Origin of the sequence: Thiohalobacter thiocyanaticus, assembly GCF_003932505.1 — a bacterium.
Classification (GTDB): domain Bacteria; phylum Pseudomonadota; class Gammaproteobacteria; order Thiohalobacterales; family Thiohalobacteraceae; genus Thiohalobacter; species Thiohalobacter thiocyanaticus.
In genome coordinates, this window is the sequence record NZ_QZMU01000001.1 from 645,917 (window position 1) to 664,788 (window position 18,872).

The window sequence follows — 18,872 nt, forward strand, 5'->3', positions numbered from 1 at the left end:
GTTACCCCAAAGGTTTCAACAAATTTGTGAAACAGTTTGCCCATCATTGGGACATATAAGCGCCAATGATACGACGCCGGGCGGGGTAATTTCAATCTTCCCTGTCCAGAGGAGCTCCGGGACCCGCTCGCCACCGCCCGTTTCTGTCGGCTCAAGGTAACACCTTCCGGGCCCCGTATTCCCGTGCCGGGGATGAAATTCCCGCCTCTGTGACCGACTTCACACGCCTGTCCGGCACAAATCCGACCGGGTTCACACAGGCATCCCGCCCCGCGACCGATACGCCTGCCAGTTGCCAAACAACCCGCAGGTATTTCCCGTGCCCCTGATCCCTGGTTCTGCCCCGCGACCACGCCTTCCGGCCCTGTTTCTGCTCCTGCTGGCATTTGCCTGCCTGTCCCGCACACCGCTCACGGCCGCCGAACTCGGGGCCTCGACGCCGCCGCAGACGGTCGAGGGTCAGATCATCGTGCGCGCGGCCGATGGCGTCAGCGCCCTGGAGTTTGCCGATATCGTCGGCTTCTACGATGCCCGGCTCCGGGAGCACATCGACCCCATCAATACCCGGGTGCTGCATGTACCCGCAGGTATTGAGCAGGCTATCGTGCAGGAATTGGGCCAGGATCCCGGGATCGTGTTCGCCGAACGCGACATGAAGCTCGGCATCGAGTCCCTGACGCCGAACGATCCGAAATACGCCGACCAGTGGCACCTGCACAGCTTCGAATCCGAGCGTGCCTGGCGGTATTCACAGGGCAGCGGCATCACCGTGGCCGTGCTCGATACCGGTGTGCACGGCGCGCACCCCGATTTCGGCAACCGGGTGCTGGCAGGCTGGAACGCCGTGGACCAGGGCACGGACAGCAGCGACATCAATGGTCACGGGACCAAGGTCGCCGGGGTGATCGCGGCCGTGACCGACAATGGCATCGGCGTGGCCTCGATCGCTCCGCAGACCCGTATCCTGCCGATCCGGGTCAGCAATGACAGCGACGGCGGCGCCTACCTCAGCGACATCGCCCGCGGCCTGACCTATGCCGCCGATGCCGGCGCCGACGTCGCCAACATCAGTTACAACGTCAGTTCCAGCAGCAGCGTGGCCAGCGCCGCTGAATACATGCGCGACCGCGGCGGCGTGGTCGTGGTCGCCGCCGGCAACGACGGCATCGATCCCGGCTACAGCGACAGCCCGGCGATGATCACGGTCTCGGCCACCACCAGCAGCGACAGCCTGGCCAGCTGGTCCAATTTCGGTGCATACGTCGATGTCTCCGCACCCGGACAGGGCATCTGGACACTGAACCGCAACGACGGCTATTCCACCGCCAGCGGCACCTCCTTCGCCTCGCCGGCCACCGCTGGCGTGGTGGCGCTGATCATGGCTGCCGACCCCGATCTCAGCCCCGCCGAGGTCGAAACCCTGCTGGAGACCCACGCCGATGACCTGGGCAGCACGGGCTGGGATCCGCAGTACGGCCATGGACGGGTCAATGCCGGCCGGGTGACCGAACAGGCCGCCGGCGGTGATACCCCGGACACCCAGCCGCCGGTCGTCACCGCGCCGGCCGCCGTCACGGTCGAGGCCACCGGCGCGCTGACCGGTGTCACACTGGGCAGTGCCAGCGCCCACGACGATATCGACGGCAACCTCAATGCCGTACCGGACACCACCGGGCCCTTCCCCGTAGGCAGCCACAGCGTCACCTGGACCGCCACCGACAGCGCCGGCAACACCGGCAGCGCCATCCAGAGCGTGACCGTGCAGGACACCACGGCGCCCGAGGTGCAGGCACCCGCGGATCTAACTGTGCAGTCCACGGGCGACGCGGTGGCGGTCGATCTGGGCAGCGCGTCGGCCAGTGACCGGGTCGACGGCAGTCTCAGCGCGAGCGCCGACAATATCGGTCCCTTTGCCCTCGGCACCCACACCGTAACCTGGACCGCCACCGATGCCGCCGGTAATAGCGGCAGCGACACTCAGACCGTGGTCGTGACCCTGAGCGATGTGACTGCCCCCGTGGTCAGCGCCCCGCCCGACATCCTGATCGAGGCCAGCGGCAGCCTGACCGCCGTAGCCCTGGGCAGCGCCAGTGCCGTGGACAATATCGACGGCAGCCTGAGCGCCAGTCCCAACCGCAGCGGGCCCTTCCCAGTGGGCAGCCACACCGTCACCTGGACGGCGACCGACAGCGCCGGCAACACCGGCAGTGCGACCCAGACCGTCAGCGTGCAGGACACCACGCCGCCGTCCCTGAACCCGCCCGCCACCCGTACGCTGGACGCCACCGGCTATCTCACCAATGTGAATCTGAAAGCGCCCACTGCAACCGACCTGGTCGATGGCGACATCACCGCCGTGGCCGACCGCATCGGGCCCTTCACCAGCGGCCGGCATAACATTACCTGGACGGCCACGGACGCCGCCGGCAACAGCCGCCAGGTGGTGCAGACGCTCAAGGTGCGGCCGCTGGCCGAGTTCGAACTGGACCAGGAAGCCGGCGAAGGCGACACGGTCGAGGTCCGGGTCCAACTCAGCGGCGACGCGGCGGACTACCCGGTGCGCCTGCCCTATCGGGTCGGCGGCAGCGCCACGCCCGGCCAGGACCATGACGCCAGCGACGGTGAACTGGTGATCAGAACCGGACGCAGCGCCACGCTGAGCTTCAACGTGGTCGATGAACAGGCCGTGGGCGAAGGCGACGAGACCGTCACCTTCACCCTGGACACACCGGACAATGCCGCACTCGGCGGCCGCGCCAGCCACACCGTCACCCTCCGCGAGCAGAACCTGCCGCCGCGGGCCGAACTCGAGGTCCGTCAGGACGGACAGCCGACGAGCACCGTCTATGCCTCCGCGGGACAGGTGCGGGTCACCGCGCGGGTCGAGGACGCCAATCCCGATGACAGCCACACCTATGACTGGAGCCTGACCGACGCCTCGCTGGTGTCGACCAGTGGCGTGGCCGGTGAGGAGTACAGCTTCGATCCACAACAGCTGGCACCGGGTATCTACATCCTGCGCCTGACCGTGACCGATGACGGCAGCCCGGCCGAGGCGGTCACCGTCCAGACCAGCGTGCAGGTCGCATCCCGACCGCCTGCGCTGAACGCCAACGAGGACAGCGACAACGACGGCATCGACGATGCCAGCGAAGGCACCGGCGACAGCAAGGGCAACGGCATCCCCGATTACCTCGACGCCCTGCCCGACCGGCATGTGCTGCAGTCCCGGGCCCGTGTCGCCGACCGCGATCTGCTGGTCACCGAGGCGGGCCTGCGGCTGCGCCTGGGCACCACGGCACTGGCCGCGGGCCGGCACGCCGCCGGCGTCTCAGCCACGGACATCGTCAATCATGGCAGCGCGAGCGGCACGGCGGCCGTGGCCGCGGACGATGCACGCCGCTATCCCGGGGGGCTGTTCGACTTCGAGCTGACCGGTCTGAGCCAGGCGGGCCAGTCGGTGCAGGTGGTCGTCCCGCAGCTGGCGCCGATTCCGGCCGGCGGTGTCTATCGCAAATACTTAAGCGACCAGGGCTGGCAGGAGTTCGTCATCGATGCCCGCAACCGCCTGGCCTCCGCGCCCGGCGGCAAGGGCAGCTGCCCGTCACCGTCCAGCCCGGCCTGGCGGGAGGGCCTGAATGCGGGCGATCTGTGCGTGCGGCTGACCCTTGAGGACGGCGGTCCCAATGACGCCGACGGCCGCGCCAACGGCCAGATCCTGGATCCCGGCGGCGTGGCTGCCCCCGCCAGCAGCGGCGGGAGCAGCAGCAGTAGTAACAACCTCAGCAGCAGCGAGGGCGGCGGTGGCGGCGGCTGCAGTCTGGGCGGCAGGAGTTCACAGGATCCGCTGTTCCCGTTACTGGCGCTGTTCGCCGCAGCCGGGCTGTTGCGCAGAGGGTGCCGGGCACAGGGATGATCGTCGCAACGCCCGGCCGCGGCGGCGCCGGTGACGCCGCCGCGGCTTCCCTCAAAAGCGGATATGCGTGGAATGGTTGAGGGTGTATTTCGCCCCCTTCCAGTTGTCGACGTGGAAGCGGGTGAAGGGTAGTCCGGTCTTTTCGAAGAACCGCGGCCAGCCGATCCGCTCGACCCATTCGCCGACGCGTTCCCAGTCGCGGGCATCCTCCTGGTAGCACTTCAGGATCTTCTTGACCAGGGCCGAAACCTCGGGCCAGCGTGGCGGCTTATTCGGCAGGCCGGCGGCGACCAGCTTCATGAAGCTCGGCTTGGAGCGGGCATTGGAGTTCTTGCCGCCGATCCAGATCGCCAGTTTGGAATTGACCGGGTCGTTGATCTGCATCGGCGGGCAGGGCGGATAGCAGGCCCCGCAGCAGATGCACTTGCGCTCATCGACTTCCAGCGAGGGTTTGCCGTTGACGATGGCCGGACGGATCGCGGCCACCGGGCAGCGGGCGACCACCGAGGGACGTTCACAGATATTGGCCACCAGATCGTGATTGATCATGGGCGGCTTGGTGTGCTGGATGTTGATGGCGATATCGGCCTGCCCGCCGCAGTTGATCTGGCAGCAGGAGGTCGAGATGTGCACCCGGTTGGGCATGCGTTCGTTGACGAACTCCTCGTACAGTTCGTCCATCAGCGCCTTGACCACGCCGGAGGCATCGGTAGCCGGGATGTCGCAATGCAGAAAACCCTGGGTGTGGGAAATCATCGACACCGAGTTGCCGGTACCGCCGACCGGGAAACCCTCATCGTTCAACTTATCGATCAGGGGGACGACCCTGGCCTCGTCACTCACCATGAACTCGATGTTGCTGCGGATGGTGAAGCGGACATGGCTTTCGCCATACTCATCGGCAATGGCGCACAGCTTGCGGATGGTGCCGGTGTCCATCTGGCGCTGGGTGCCGGCACGCACGGTCCAGATGCTGTCCCCGTTCACGGATCTGTGGTGCAGCACACCGGGGCGGCAGCGTTCATGCCAGTCCCACTGGCCATAGTTGCGGCGCATCACGGGATGCATGTACTGGAATGGGTCTGGCACGCCGCTCTCGACGGCTTCACGATACTGATCGCTCATTTCACTCTCCTCGCAATCTCTGGACTATCGGACACAGGCGTACGGCTACGCGCCCTGCTTACCGGCCTGGCGCTTACGCCACTTCTCCGCTTCCTCCTCCCAGGCGTCCATGCGGGCGTAGGAGTTGCTGCGCGGCTGGGCGACCATGGCCGGCTCGACCTCTACACCGATTCCCTCCAGAAAATTGGTAAGGCCGATGCGCTCGATGGTTTCGCCCAGGCGCTCGTGCTCCAGCCCGTTCTCGGCCCAGAAATCGATGATGGTCTCGGCCAGCTCAACCAGTTCCTCGTAATCCTGCTGGGTCTCCAGTTTGCGGAAAGGGACCAGCACCGTGCCGAACAGATCACCGATCTTGAGGGTGCGCTTGCCGCCGACCAGGATTGTCACCCCGCGGTCCAGTCCCGGTGAGAGCGCCTTCGTCATGACATTGATGCAATGCATGCAGCGCACGCAGTTGCTGTTATCGATCTCCAGCGTATCGTCCTTGGTGAGTTTCATGCACTGCGTGGGACAGCGCGAGATGACATTCTCCTGCACATAGTCGCGGCCCTTGTCCATGACGAACTTTCTGACCTCATCCTGTTTGATGCGGATATCGTCGCGCCAGGTTCCGATCACGGCCATATCCGAACGCTGGATCGAGTTCATGCAGTCGTTGGGACAGCCCGAGAACTTGAACTTGAACTTGTAGGGCAGGGCCGGACGATGCAGGTCGTCGGTAAATGAATTCATCACCTGGCGGTGGGCGACGGCTTCATTGAAGCAGGAGTGCTCGCAGCGCGCCGCTCCCACGCAGGACATCGATGTCCGCACCGAGGGACCGGCGCCGCCCAGGTCAAAGCCGAGTTCATTGATGGCATCGAACGCGGCCTGAATATTCTCGGACTTGCAGCCCTGGAACATCATGTCGCCGCTCTGACCATGCAGCGCCAGCAGCCCGGACCCATGCTCGTCCCAGACATCGCACAGCGCGCGCAGGAGCTCCGTATCGTAGTGCATGCCCGGCGCGGGCATCACGCGCAGGGTATGGAATTCCGAGGACTCGGGGAACTTGTCGGCCACCTCCGAAAACCGCGGGATAATGCCGCCGCCGTAGCCGCGTACGGTAACGGTGCCGCCCTTCCAGTAGCCCTTGATGTTCTGGTAGGAATGCTCCAGCTGCCCCAGCAGGTCGGCCATCATCGGCTTGTCCTGCGCCAGGCGCTTGAAACCGGTCACGAAACTGGGCCATGGACCGCTCTCGAGTTGATCCAGATTCGGCGTGTCGTGCTGCTTCTTCGTCATAACCTGTGACCTCCATTGCCGGCTGAATTGAACTGCCGTTACTCGGGGGATGCATGTCGCAATCCACACCGCATCGGATTGCATGCACTCTACGCATACATTCTTGGCCGCCCTGACAGATAAAGGCAAACGATATTATTCGGCTATTTAAATCGGTAATTCCGATATAAAAGCTGGTTTGACGAACATCAAGGAAGGATTTTCTGACGCCGTGTCAACACAGCCGAGGGAACTCGACCGCATCACTCAAGGCAAATCCGGATCGGATACGCTCACGCTGCCCCGCTCCAGCTCCACCAGGTGCGGCAACAGTTCGGAATTGCGCTGGACATGAAAGATGAAGCGCGGCACGTCACGTTCCGTGCTCTGGGCCATGAACGGTTCACCCCAGAAGCTGAGCAGCGCCTCCGGCCCGCCGCTCTCGTGCGAGTCCGCCAGGATGAAGGAGACATTCCTCTCCAGTCGGCACCAACGCGGTTCCCGCACCTTTTCGTGGCCCTGACAGGCAGCGACCCTTGCCTTCAGACTGTTTTCCCAGATCCGCTTCTGGCTCTCATCGAGCACAAACTGGATGGAACGCACATGTGGGTTTTCGATTGCCGGTCGTAACAGCTTGTCGAACAATTCATCGGGAACATACATCGACAGACAGACATTGAACCAGACACTGTCCCCGCTCATTTCGCGCGCAAACTGCTCACTGACGCTGCGCAGTTGGCGCGGACCGACCAGGACGATCTCCGGGTGCCGCAGCCCGGCCTGGATGCGTCGCACGCTACGGGCGGTACTCGCAACCTCCTCCGCCGTGATCTCGTTGTTGCGGGCATGGCGCATGAAGTTGACAAACAACAGCCCGAGCAGTGCCAGCACAATGGGCAGAATGATCTGCTCGTCGACCACATGCAGCAGATGCAGGATAATTGCCGCCACCGCCGCCAGAATGCCAGCGATGGCGTCCCATTCAAAGCTGAGGAATTTCTTCAGTTTCATTCGCAGTACCGCATTGCCTGCACGCCTGGCTATGATTTTCGTTCCCGCCGATGGAAACCGCTGTTACCGTTTCCTGAACCCGATGTATAACCGGGACTGCAGGCTGTCCCCGCTGGCCCGGCCCAAGACGCTGCATCCGTCTGGCATGCACGGCCTTGCAGGCACGGATACATCTTGCCTCCCGAACCCTGCGGGACTCTGAATGAGACTTCGTCAGGCCAGGAGACTGTAAATGGATATTAAATACATCTTACTTGCAATATACTATTCCCCATTCCTGATCAGCAACAGACCCTACAAGAAACAGCATGGATTTCGAACAAGTACGCACCTTCCTTTCCGTGGCTGCCAACGGCAGCTTCCTGGAGGCGGCCAAACGGCTGCATGTCACCCAGTCCACGGTCAGCGCCCGCATCCAGAACCTTGAGGATTACCTGGGTACCCGGCTGTTCGTGCGCAACCGCGCCGGCGCCAGCCTGACCCCGACCGGAAAGCGTTTCCTGCGCCACGCCAAGTCGCTGGTCCTGACCCTCGAGCAGGCACGCCATGACGTCGGCCTGCCGGGCCGCTTCAGCGCCAGCATCACGGTCGGCGCACGCATCGCGCTGTGGGAAGGCTTTCTGCCCCGCTGGGTCGGCCACATGCGCGACACGGCCCCGGACATCTCCATCCGCAGCGAGATCAGTTTCGAGGAGGATCTGATGCGCCGCCTGATCGAGGGCACGCTGGACATCGGCATGATGTACACCCCGCAGCACAGCCCGGGGCTTGAGGTCGAGCACCTGTTCGATGAGCGCCTGGTCCTGCTGACCACCGATCCGGATCAGCCCTGGCCGGGACATGACTATATCTTCGTCAACTGGGGGCCGGCCTTCTATGCCCAGCACCGGGACAACTTCCCCGATCTGGAACAGCCGGCACAGACGGTCAACATCGGCTGGCTGGGGATCCAGCTGATTCTGTGCAATGGTGGCTCCTGCTTTGTGCCCATCCGCATGGCGGAATCGTTCATCGATTCGGAACGACTGTTCGTGGTGCCGGACAGCCCGGAATTCCGGCTGCCCGCCTACATGGTCTATCCGCGGGAAAGCGAGTCGGATGTGATCGGACAGGCACTGGCCGGACTGCGGCTGTTCGCCGAAACCGAGCGCCACAAGTACAGCCCCGAGGGCTGAGGCAACAAGCCGTCATTCAGAGACTGCAGGAGACTATGAGGATAAAAGGGGGCCGCCGCGCCCTGGCTGAGTCGGCTAGAACTAGAGGAAGACGGCGAAGCGACCCAAGGGGATGAAACACCAGGACCTGTTGACAGGCCCTGACACCGGCCGCTTCAGCCGGTGCTCCAGGCCCGGGGCCGCTTCATGCCGGCCAGGCGGCATGCCTGCTTGACATAGCCGTAGGGGAACAGCTCGAACAGCCGCGCCTTGGCCGCTTTCCCGTAGCCGAGTTCGTTGGCCAGGTACTTGATGACGAAGCGGGCATCGGCGGCGATGCCGTGATCGGCATAGTACTGGCGCATGAATCCGAACACCTTCCAGTGATCCGGCTCGAGCTCGATACCCTCGTCCTCGGCCATGGCCCGTGCGATGTCCTCGTTCCAGTCGGCCGGCTCGATCAGATAGCCTTCCTTGTCCACTTCGGCTTCGATCGGGATTTCCAGTGCGGTGGCTGTCATGTCTGTGCCTCCTGTTGGTTACAGCAATTCATCGTTGTTTATGTAATACCAAGCCGTTAACTGGAACACAAACGATATTATTCACTATTTAATATGCAAATGTTCGATATAAAGCATGGTGGCGTTCCCTGGGAAGTCCGTGGGTAGCCGGTGTCGGGACGAACCTGAACTATCGTCCCGACACCGGCTACTCACGGACTTTATTGACTCCCATCCCTGTATACGACTGTCCGGGCTGTACGCAGTGGGTCTGCGCAACCTGACCAATGTCCATGCCGGGGCTGTTTCCGGGGCGATTGTTCAGGTTCGCCCCGGAAACAGCCCCGGCATGGACTTACCCACCACGCTTCCCTGACAGCGCCAGTTTCAATATCAGCGATACCTGAATCCGATTTATTTCACTTGCCTTACCGCCCACGGCGGCGGCAACATGAAGTCAGTCACCCGACATGGCAGGAGTCAAGCATGTCCAGAACCCCACCCTCACGCCCCACGCGTGAGGATTTCAAGCAGGCCCTGAGCGACATGGGCACTTATATCGATGTCACCGTGGACGACCTGATGGAGATCACGACCATGGCGGAACGACATGCACGCCAGCGCGAGGCCGAGGCCTATCGCGTGGATACCCTGATGAGCCAGCCGCTGGTCACGGTGCGCACGGACACCTCCCTGGCCGAGGCCGCCCATGAAATGGTCACTCGCCGCATCAGCGGCCTGCCGGTGGTGGACGCCGACAACCGCCTGGTCGGCATCCTGACCGAGGCCGACATGCTGCGCGCCCTGGGCGTACCCTCGCATCACCCCACCCACAACCTGTGGCAGACGCTCGAGGCCATGTTCACGCACGCCGTCCGGCCGCAGTCCCCCGAGGGCAGCGTTGCCGCGCTGATGGTCACCGACCTGGTCACCATCCGACCCGACCAGACCCTGCACGACGTACTGGAATTGATGAAACGTCACCGCATCAAGCGGCTGGTGGTAACCAACGACAAGGGAGAGCCGATCGGCATGATTACCCGTTCGGACATCGTACGGGTGTTCTTCGACCGGATACGGGGGCAGGAATAAGTCGGAGCGCGCTGTGATGCTGTTGGGGTCGAATCCCGCCTTCAATTCAAAGAAAAAGGGGCCATGATGGCCCCTTTTTCTTTGAATGGCGGAGAGAGAGGGATTCGAACCCTCGGATGGACAGAATCCATCAACGGATTTCGAGTCCGCCCCGTTCAACCGCTCCGGCATCTCTCCGAAAGAACTTCACTGCTTCAATCCCGTTATTGCTGATCCATGACCCTTGTTTCGGGGCGTCCTTCCAGCCCGGATTCCATCCGGGCGTTCACCCCGCTGTGAAGCGCCACCGGCGCTTCGTCGAGCATTTGATGGTCCGCTGTTCGCAAACGGGATGGTATTCTATCGCAAAAGCGCCAGGAGCTCTAAACGTTGGCAGCCGACTACCGCTATAGCTGTTGAGCCGGTTGCCGGTGCACGCTGTGACCCCCTATGTCCCGACGCATTTATATCATACTGTTTTTGATCGCGATTACCGGCTGCTCTGGTGAGCGCACCCTGCTCGAGGAAATCCGCGAGTCGGGAGAGCTGGTGGTGGTCACGCGCAACAGCCCCACCACCTACTACCTCGGACCCGACGGTCCGACCGGCTTCGAATACGATCTGGCCCGGGAATTCGCCGATCACCTGGGCGTCAAGCTCAGGGTGGTGGTACCGGACAGCTTCAACGGGATCCTCCCAATGGTCGCCAGCGGCGAGGCCCATTTCGCGGCAGCGGGACTCACCATCACCGATGTGCGCAAGATGATCGTACGCTTCGCACCGAGCTACCAGTCCATCATCCCGCAGCTGGTCTATCGAACCACCACGACGGAACCGGCCGGGCTGGACGATCTGGACGGCATCCTGGAAGTGGTCGCCGGCAGCAGCCATAGGAACAACTCAAGCAGCTCAAGGCCACTGAGTATCCCGACCTGAGCTGGCGCGCCAACAGGGAGCTGGACAGCGAGGCGCTGCTGCACCTGGTGTGGGAGCAGGTCATCGACTACACCATCGCCGATTCGAACGAAATCGCCATCAACCAGCGTTTCTACCCGGAACTGCGCACCGCCTTCGCCATCAGTGAGCCGCAGCCGCTGGCCTGGGCCTTCGCCCGCGGCCCGGATACCAGCCTGTACGAAGCGGCCAAGCAGTTTTTCTTCGAACTGCGCAACAGCGGCCGTCTGGCACAGATCATCGAACGCTATTACGGCCATGTGCAGGACTTCGACTATGTCGGCACCCGGCGCTATCTACGCCACATCCAGCTGCGGTTGCCAGAATACACCGGGATCTTCAAACGGGCAGCGAAGAAGAACGGCCTGGACTGGCGCCTGCTGGCGGCGGTCGGCTATCAGGAATCACACTGGCGGCCGGACGCCCGCTCGCCGACCGGGGTGCGCGGCATCATGATGCTCACCCTCAACACGGTGAAATACCTGGGCCTGGACGACCGGCTGGACCCGGTGCAGAGCATCCAGGGGGGTGCGGAGTATCTGCGGATGATGATAGAGAAGATCCCCGAACGCATCCCCGAGCCCGACCGCACCTGGCTGGCGCTGGCAGCCTACAATATCGGCTTCGGCCATCTGGAGGACGCCCGCCGCCTGACCGAGGCCAACGGCGCAGAGCCCGACCGCTGGGTGGACGTGAAGGAGCACCTGCCACTGCTGACCCAGAAGAAATGGTACCAGCGCACGCGCTTCGGCTATGCCCGCGGCCACGAGCCGGTGCAGTATGTGGAGAATATCCGCAGCTACTACGACATCCTGGTCTGGTACACGGAACGCGACCAGGAGCCGGTGCCTTCACCGCCGCAGTGGGTGAGTGATTTCCCTGCGCTCTAGGGAACCTCTGATTGATTCGTCATTGCGAGCGTAGCGAAGCAATCTCCTACAGTAGAATCAATCGGATGGAGATTGCCGCGTCGCTCCGCTCCTCGCAATGACGGGAATAATCAAATTGATCAGAGTCTCCCTGGATCACCTACTCTCGCCGATCTCTGAAAAAATCTTTCAACAGCTCCGCGCACTCACTTTCAAGTACCCCGCCGGTCACCTCCACGCGGTGGTTGAGCCAGGGCGCGTCGAACACCTCCCAGCGGCTGTCCACCACGCCGCGCTTGCTGTCGTGCGCCCCGAACACCAGTCTGGAAATGCGGGCATGGATCATGGCCCCGGTGCACATCAGACAGGGTTCGAGGGTAACGTACAGGGTGGTATCGGGCAGGCGGTAGTTCTGCAGGGCCGCGCCGGCGGCGCGCAGGGTCTGAATCTCGGCGTGCGCGCTGGGATCATAGCTGGCGATGGGCTGATTCCAGCCGGATGCGATCAGTTCACCCTCCTTCACCAGCACCGCGCCGATGGGCACCTCGCCGGCGGCCGCGGCCAGTTCGGCCTGCGCCAGGGCCTGTCGCATCCAGTATTCGTCGCGGTCTTCCGGTGAATCCAGCGCAGTATCCATATCCGTGATTTCACTATTCCGCAGGTTGGGAACGCCCGAAAGGCATAAACGAAACAGAGCAAATTTTCCGGCAATGGTAGTTCATACATCCGGAATGCGGGTGCCGGGCAATCACGCGGATATCCCCGACCAGAAGGCAGGCCCCTTGCTGAGAAACTCGTCGTAACGCATGTAGTGCGATCCGTCACAGGAAAAGGTGAGGCTTACCATCCCGTTGAAGATATTAATGGACGCCGTACGCAGGTAGATGGTCGTGTCGACCAGGCGCAGATCCCGCATACCGTCCAGGATCCGGACAATATCGCTCGGCGGTATCGCGGCGTCCGTGGGATAAGGTCGCGACGGGTATAGCAGGCAGATATCCGGATCCTTGAGTACTTCCTGGTCGAGGATGCGATACCGAAGCGGATCATCGATCATCCAGATGATAGCCTGGCTGCTCGAAAAGTGGATCTGGCACTGGAAGACGCCACGCTCCGTGAGCAGTTCCTCCAGGATGGACAGGGCCTGCTGCATATTGCGGTCCATCGGGCTCTCGGTCCGGGTCTGCAGGAACAGGGTGCCGCGGATGGCCGGGTCGCCTTTCACTTGCCGCCAGTCAGCGGGCTCCTGGTAAAGCGCCGAAGTGACCGGAAGGCTGCGCAGGTCGAAATCCGCACCGACATACCCCAGAATGCCGGTGTCGGCGGCGACGATCTGCAGAGCGGTCAACGAGGGGCGCTGGCCGGACTGGCTGATATAGGCATCCGATAACAGGAATCCCCACGCCGGCATTGCCTCCTGCATATAGGGGCGTTCTGCGCGGTTGCGATGGAAATGCCCGGCCATGACGCCGTCCTTGCTGATGTTATCGCTGAGTTGCAGACCGTCGGGGTCGAGTGCGTATAGGTAGGTGCAATAGGGTATGCTGGAGAATCCGTCCAGCAGCAACGCATTCAGGCGCTCTCTATCGCCCCACACCGGGGTACATTTATTGGCCAGCTGCGCAAGCGGCTCCCGGAGCATCCGGGCCAGTTCTTCACGTTGCCGATAGATGCTGTCTTGCCAGGAAGGCCCCATTGTCTTGTCAATCATCAGAAAGCCCGCATCCTGAAACGATAATATTCACCGTAGCCCGTGTCATACCAATGACAGTCCTTATGTTAAGGGATTGCACGCCCTGGAGATACATGCAATTGATTTACTGATTGGGCGCAATAAGCGAAAGCTCACCAGTACGCCTCCCGTACTCCTGCGTCTTCAGCACATTCCTTCCCGCTCCTGTGAAACATTGAACCTGAGCGTCTCCTTAAGAGGTTAGCACCCCACTTCGATACGTGCGACAAGGAAATGACGTGAAACACTATGCTGTCGATCCACAGGATATCGTAACTGCGAGCCACACGATATCCGCAGTTTTTCACCGGCGCTGGTGACAGGACAGCCACGCAGTTGAAGGTGATGAGAAATCGCCGGACGCAGCCCAGCGTGAAATCGATATTGCCAGGTGGATGGCGCACAACAGTATGATATAAACAAGGGAGTCATTCACGACGGTGGGCCGAAACCACAGCTTATCGAGGCAGGGGGGGCGTACTCGGCATGCCAGCCCGAGGTGGATGGACCCTGCAATTTTATTGAAACTGCCTGGGTGGCAAACGATCTCCCGCCGCTGAACACTGTCTCGTCAGGACAACGTAATGACAGAAGAAAGAACCCATGTATTGGCGTATGCAGTACGGGGGCAGGTCGTCGCAAAATACGGCGGCCAGGTTGCCCTGGTGCTCGCCCTGCTGACGCTGCCGCCGCTGGGTTGCGCACTGCTTGAGCACAACTGGGCAATGGCCTGGCGATTTGGCTTATTGTGCAGTGGCCTGTCGCTGGCAGGCGGCATGCTGGCAGGCCTGCCTGCACCGGATCGCATCCAGGTGAACGAGGCGCTGACTGTCACGGCCCTGGCATTCGTGGGCGCGGCACTGTTGATGTCCTGGCCCATGAGCGAAGCCGGGGTTGTATTTATCGATGCATTGTTCGAGGCCGTCTCGGGTGTCACCACCACGGGGTTGTCGACCCTGGGCAACATTGAAGCACGCTCCACTACATTTTTGTTCACCCGCGCCTGGATGCAGTGGTATGGCGGCCTGGGCTTCATTGTGCTTTCGGTCGCGTTATTGATGGGGCATCAAGCCGCCTCACGGCGCCTGGTGGGAAGCGTGGAAAGCAGTGCAGCCATAATGGTCACGGCACGCACCCACGCCATGCGCACACTGATCGTTTATACTTGTCTGACCGCCGCAGGGTTGGCTCTGATCTGGCCATTGGCACAGGATGGATTCACGGCATTGCTGCATGTCTTATCGGCAGTCTCGACCGGCGGCTTTTCCAATCACACGGCGAGCCTGGCAGGGATGTCGTCGCAGAGTACCGCCGTTGCGGTCATGGCGTTGTCATTTCTCGGCGCCGTCTCCCTGCATCTGTACTGGAGAGTCGGACACGCCGGCTGGCGCCACGGAGCTGGCACACTCTTTACTGATATCGAGCTGCGCAGCCTGTTGTTGCTTTGTCTCATTTCGGGCAGCGTACTTGGCCTGCTGGCCTGGCAGAATGATGTTTCCGCACCCTGGTACCAGGGTTTCATAATCGGGATCTCTGCACAGACGACAACGGGTTTTACGACCATGCCGGTGTCAGATCTGGATCCTGTATCAAAGCTTGTCATGATTCTTTCCATGCTCGTGGGCGGAAGCGTGGGCTCATCCGCTGGTGGATTCAAGATCCTGCGCCTGTTGATCCTGGTGCGTTTGTTACAATTGATGTTGCGCCGCACCGCGATGCCGGTTCACGCCGTGGCCGAACCCTATCTGGGCGATCAGAAACTGGAGACAGATGATGCCATCCGCGCACTGCAGCTTATTTTGCTGTTTATTATCATTATTATTGTGTCATGGATTCCGTTCTTGATGCTGGGTTACGATCCTCTCGACGCGCTGTTCGAGGTCGTGTCAGCAAGTGGCACTGTAGGCCTCAGCAGCGGCATCGCACGACCGGAACTGGAACCCGTACTCAAGGGTATTTTGTGCTTTGATATGCTGGCTGGTCGTGTGGAAATCGTGGCGTTGCTGGTAGTTTTGTATTCGCGCACGTGGTTTGGCCGCAGAGAGAAGGTCGCATGAGAACCGTTGTTATCGGCGCTGGTAAGATTTCCACGTTGACTGCACAGCAACTGCTCAAGCAGGGTCACGAAGTAGTGATCATCGAAAAAGACAAGGCTCGTATCGATGAGCTGAGTAACGAGCTGGCCGCCGGGTTCATTCACGGTGATGGCAGCAAGCCGGCGATTCTGCGTGAAGCGGATCCAGCCGCCACTGATTTTTTGTTTACCCTGACGGGCAACGACCAGAGCAATATCATCGCGAGCCTGGTCGGTCGTTCGCTGGGCTTCAGTCGCGTTGTTACACGTATTGATGATCCCGCCTACGAGCATATATGCATCGAGCTGGGCCTCAGTGAACTCGTTGTACCGGATTACACGATCGCCCGGTATCTGACCGATATCGTCGCCGGCAAAAACCCGCTGGAACTGTCAGCCATGGTGAAGGGTAATGCACGAATCTTCTCCTTTGTGGCACGTGAGGACGACGAAGTCGCTGTCGCCGATCTGAAACTGCCCACCGAGAGCCGGGTGATGTTTCTGTATCGCAATGAAAAATTCATTATTCCCGATATGGATACCACCCTGAAGAAAGGCGACGAGGTTGTGGTGATTGCGCATAGCAAGGTGTTGCCGGATCTCGAATCGCGCTGGAACCCGCAAGCCGAGAACGGGCCCTGACAGAAACAGAATGCATGCTTCCTGCTTCCATTCGATCTCCTGAGCAAGTCATGCCAAACGGGAAACCCAATGAAGCGAACGCGCCATGACTAACGCGCAATGGTTTTTACTCGTGGGCGCGTTGCTGCTTGCCAGGGGCTTGACTGCGCCGATGCTACAGCGCCTGCCGGTCACCCCGGCGATTGTCTATCTGGCCGTGGGGTTGCTGGTCGGGCCGACGGTGCTCAATCTGTTTCACTTCAACCCACTCAAGGAATCGGCGCTACTGGAAGTACTGACCGAAATGGTGGTACTGATTTCGCTGTTTTCCGCTGGCGTCAAAATGCCTGTGCCGTTCAGCTTCGCGCGCTGGCGCACACCGATTCTCCTGGCATCGGTGTCGATGGCGGTCAGCGTCGGGCTGGTCGCCGCCTTTGCCTACTACCTGCTCGGTCTGCCACTGGGTGCCGGCGTCCTGCTGGGCGCCATCCTGGCGCCCACCGACCCGGTACTGGCGACCGATGTGCAGACCCGCCATCCCGGCGATCGCGACCGGCTTCGCTTCACCCTGACCTGCGAGGCGGGCATGAACGATGGCAGCGCATTTCCGTTTGTAATGCTGGGGATGGGATTGCTGGGGCTGCACGAACTCGGCGAGTTCGGCCTGCGCTGGGCGCTGGTCGATGTGCTGTGGGCCACGATAGCGGGGGGTGTCATCGGAGTCATCTCCGGCGCCACCCTCGCCCACCTGGGACGGAAGCTGCGCGGCACTCCGCCCAGGCACAAGCTGATGGACGACTTTCTCGGACTCGGTCTGATCGGTGTGGTGTATGGCCTGAGTGAACTGGTCAACGCATGGGGGTTTCTGGCGGTGTTTTTCGCTGCCGTCGCCCTGCGCCAGACTGAACTCAAACTCGCCGGCGACGATATGAACAGCGTCGCTCTGAACGAACCGGGAGAGGAAAACCCAGGCCCGGAAAACGAGCCCACACCGACCGTCAGCGAAGGGGCGCTGGTATTCAAGGAACACCTGGAGCGACTCTCGGAATTGGTGCTCATCCTGCTGATCGGTGGCACGCTGTTTATCGATTCCTGGAGCTTGCGTGCAGTGGGGCTTGCGCTGTTCCTGTTCATGGTAGCACGCACGCCGATCAGTGTCCTCGTTGGCCTGTTGGGCTCGCGCACCTCGTGGCCGACACGCAGCATGGTCGGTTGGTTCGGGGTGCGCGGCATCGGTTCGCTGTATTACCTGATGTTCGCCATCCAGCATGGTCTTCCTGAAGAACTGGCCCTGGATCTGGTTCAATTGACACTGATTGTGGTCACACTCTCGATTCTCGTACACGGTACCAGCGTCAAGCCGCTGATGAGCCGGTTTTTGCGTCACCGCAGCCATCAGTCAGGAGTCAACGGGGTCGGACCAGGTCAACCAATTGAACGCAAAACAGAACAAGCCGACAAATGAGGTATCCCAGAGCTTATATGCGCGCTTCTAGCCAAGGACAGTCAGCCGGGCAATGAAATCAAAAAGCTCGAAGCAGCATCTACTTACCGTTGGAGCGCCATGCGCCGGGCGACAAGCCCGTACAGCGTTTGAAGCTCCGACTGAAGGCAGCTTCCGATTCGTAGCCCACTTCTGCGGCGATCTTTGCGATTGTCATGCCGCCCCCGGCCAGCATTCCAGCTGCGAGCTGCATGCGCCAGCTGGATAGATACGTAATCGGTGCCACGCCGAGGTGCTCGGTAAACCGGCTGACCAATACGGTACGTGAGACGCCCACCTCCCTGGACAGCATCGCCAGCGTCCAGGGTCGTTTGGGATCGGCGTGCAGTAGTGAAATGGCCCGGCCCACATGGCGATCGGAAAGCGCAGCCAGCCAACCTGTCGCGTCACTGGACAGCGACTCCATGTAGCTGCGCAATACCTCAATAAAAATCAGCTCGCTCAGCCGTGCCAGGACACAATCACTACCTACCCGTTTATTACGGCTTTCCTTCATGATGCTTCTGATCAGATTACTCAACCAACCATCTCCAGCGGAATAGCCATTGGGGACATGGATCATGCGCGGCAACGCCTGAATGATGGGATTGAAGGGAAATCGATCACAACCCAGGAAGCCACAGGCCATGCTCGCCTTTTCGGGACCGCCACCGAAATTCTGGATGTAATACGGCGGCGACAGCTCCTCGGGTTGATCGAAGGCGGCATAATTGGGTTCCGCGCGCATGTGAGGCTGGCTGGACAAAACGTGCCTGTCGCCCTGCGGAAACATGATGATGCTGCCGGGAGCAAGACGCACAGGCTCCTCCTCCGCATCGATCAGGGTTGCCCATCCGAAACCGCTGGTAATTACATGATACTCGATAACATGCTGGGCGCTCGGCATCACCAACGGCGCAATCGAGGCGGCAGCGGGTGCCTCGGCCACCCACGGTGACGAGGCCTCGACGTCGAAGAATATCGCACCCGAGAGTCTTACCGTCCTAAGCACATCCGACAAGATGTCCCCTTTCATGGTTCTGTTTCACTCCTCGGTTCCGTATTCGGAGCCCGAACCGTGCCGTTCAAGTCGGTACGA

General features: G+C 61.3%; 15 protein-coding genes and 1 tRNA gene. 8 read left to right on the top strand and 8 right to left on the bottom strand.

Annotation, left to right across the window (positions count from 1 at the left end):
• Positions 1 to 319: 319 nt before the first annotated feature.
• Complete coding sequence (locus D6C00_RS03085) at positions 320 to 3,916, top strand: S8 family peptidase (RefSeq protein ID WP_125180262.1); 3,597 nt, start codon at positions 320 to 322, stop codon at positions 3,914 to 3,916.
• Positions 3,917 to 3,967: 51 nt separating this feature from the next.
• Here D6C00_RS03085 and dsrB read toward each other — a convergent pair whose 3' ends face one another.
• The 3 genes from dsrB to D6C00_RS03100 all read right to left on the bottom strand — a co-directional run bounded on the left by dsrB (position 3,968) and on the right by D6C00_RS03100 (position 7,315).
• Positions 3,968 to 5,041, bottom strand: a complete 1,074-nt coding sequence (dsrB, locus tag D6C00_RS03090; protein WP_125180263.1) for a dissimilatory-type sulfite reductase subunit beta — start codon at positions 5,039 to 5,041, stop codon at positions 3,968 to 3,970.
• 45 nt (positions 5,042 to 5,086) lie between these two features.
• The gene (dsrA, locus tag D6C00_RS03095) at positions 5,087 to 6,325 is read right to left on the bottom strand and encodes a dissimilatory-type sulfite reductase subunit alpha (protein ID WP_125180264.1); all 1,239 of its coding nucleotides are present in this window, start codon (positions 6,323 to 6,325) and stop codon (positions 5,087 to 5,089) included.
• A 246-nt stretch (positions 6,326 to 6,571) separates the two neighbouring features.
• Positions 6,572 to 7,315, bottom strand: coding sequence for a hypothetical protein (locus D6C00_RS03100; RefSeq protein ID WP_125180265.1), 744 nt, complete (start codon positions 7,313 to 7,315; stop codon positions 6,572 to 6,574).
• Positions 7,316 to 7,623: 308 nt separating this feature from the next.
• On the opposite strand from D6C00_RS03100, the gene D6C00_RS03105 reads away from it, so the two are divergent.
• Entirely contained in the window at positions 7,624 to 8,490 is an 867-nt protein-coding gene (locus D6C00_RS03105) for a LysR family transcriptional regulator (RefSeq protein ID WP_125180266.1), read from the top strand.
• A gap of 155 nt (positions 8,491 to 8,645) precedes the next feature.
• Here D6C00_RS03105 and D6C00_RS03110 read toward each other — a convergent pair whose 3' ends face one another.
• Positions 8,646 to 8,990 carry a TusE/DsrC/DsvC family sulfur relay protein gene (locus D6C00_RS03110; protein WP_125180267.1) on the bottom strand — a complete coding sequence of 115 codons (345 nt, stop codon included), beginning with the start codon at positions 8,988 to 8,990 and terminating at the stop codon, positions 8,646 to 8,648.
• A 465-nt stretch (positions 8,991 to 9,455) separates the two neighbouring features.
• Between D6C00_RS03110 and D6C00_RS03115 the strand changes: the two genes are divergently transcribed.
• A complete protein-coding gene (locus D6C00_RS03115; protein WP_125180268.1) occupies positions 9,456 to 10,061 on the top strand; it encodes a CBS domain-containing protein in 606 nt (201 codons plus the stop codon).
• 86 nt (positions 10,062 to 10,147) lie between these two features.
• Here the strand turns inward: D6C00_RS03115 and D6C00_RS03120 are convergent.
• Positions 10,148 to 10,238, bottom strand: a tRNA-Ser gene (locus D6C00_RS03120).
• A gap of 282 nt (positions 10,239 to 10,520) precedes the next feature.
• Here D6C00_RS03120 and D6C00_RS16290 point away from each other — a divergent pair.
• Positions 10,521 to 10,976, top strand: coding sequence for a transporter substrate-binding domain-containing protein (locus D6C00_RS16290; protein ID WP_158675269.1), 456 nt, complete (start codon positions 10,521 to 10,523; stop codon positions 10,974 to 10,976).
• Positions 10,973 to 11,884 carry a membrane-bound lytic murein transglycosylase MltF gene (gene mltF, locus D6C00_RS16295; protein ID WP_125180270.1) on the top strand — a complete coding sequence of 304 codons (912 nt, stop codon included), beginning with the start codon at positions 10,973 to 10,975 and terminating at the stop codon, positions 11,882 to 11,884. Before D6C00_RS16290 ends, mltF begins: the two co-directional genes overlap by 4 nt.
• A gap of 139 nt (positions 11,885 to 12,023) precedes the next feature.
• Here the strand turns inward: mltF and tadA are convergent, their stop codons facing one another.
• Both tadA and D6C00_RS03140 read right to left on the bottom strand, forming a co-directional pair.
• Complete coding sequence (gene tadA, locus D6C00_RS03135; RefSeq protein ID WP_125180271.1) at positions 12,024 to 12,500, bottom strand: tRNA adenosine(34) deaminase TadA; 477 nt, start codon at positions 12,498 to 12,500, stop codon at positions 12,024 to 12,026.
• Positions 12,501 to 12,611: 111 nt separating this feature from the next.
• Positions 12,612 to 13,559, bottom strand: a complete 948-nt coding sequence (locus D6C00_RS03140; RefSeq protein ID WP_125180272.1) for a PDC sensor domain-containing protein — start codon at positions 13,557 to 13,559, stop codon at positions 12,612 to 12,614.
• 620 nt (positions 13,560 to 14,179) lie between these two features.
• Between D6C00_RS03140 and D6C00_RS03145 the strand changes: the two genes are divergently transcribed.
• From D6C00_RS03145 to D6C00_RS03155, 3 genes are all read left to right on the top strand, one after another.
• A complete protein-coding gene (locus tag D6C00_RS03145) occupies positions 14,180 to 15,652 on the top strand; it encodes a TrkH family potassium uptake protein (RefSeq protein WP_241546779.1) in 1,473 nt (490 codons plus the stop codon).
• Positions 15,649 to 16,311: a potassium channel family protein gene (locus D6C00_RS03150; protein ID WP_125180273.1), complete on the top strand. Its 663-nt coding sequence runs from the start codon at positions 15,649 to 15,651 to the stop codon at positions 16,309 to 16,311. The genes D6C00_RS03145 and D6C00_RS03150 overlap by 4 nt, the downstream gene beginning before the upstream one ends.
• 85 nt (positions 16,312 to 16,396) lie before the next feature.
• Entirely contained in the window at positions 16,397 to 17,755 is a 1,359-nt protein-coding gene (locus tag D6C00_RS03155; protein WP_125180274.1) for a cation:proton antiporter, read from the top strand.
• Between the two features lie 79 nt (positions 17,756 to 17,834).
• On the opposite strand, the gene D6C00_RS03160 is transcribed toward D6C00_RS03155, so the two are convergent.
• The gene (locus D6C00_RS03160; RefSeq protein WP_125180275.1) at positions 17,835 to 18,809 is read right to left on the bottom strand and encodes an AraC family transcriptional regulator; all 975 of its coding nucleotides are present in this window, start codon (positions 18,807 to 18,809) and stop codon (positions 17,835 to 17,837) included.
• Positions 18,810 to 18,872 lie beyond the last annotated feature (63 nt).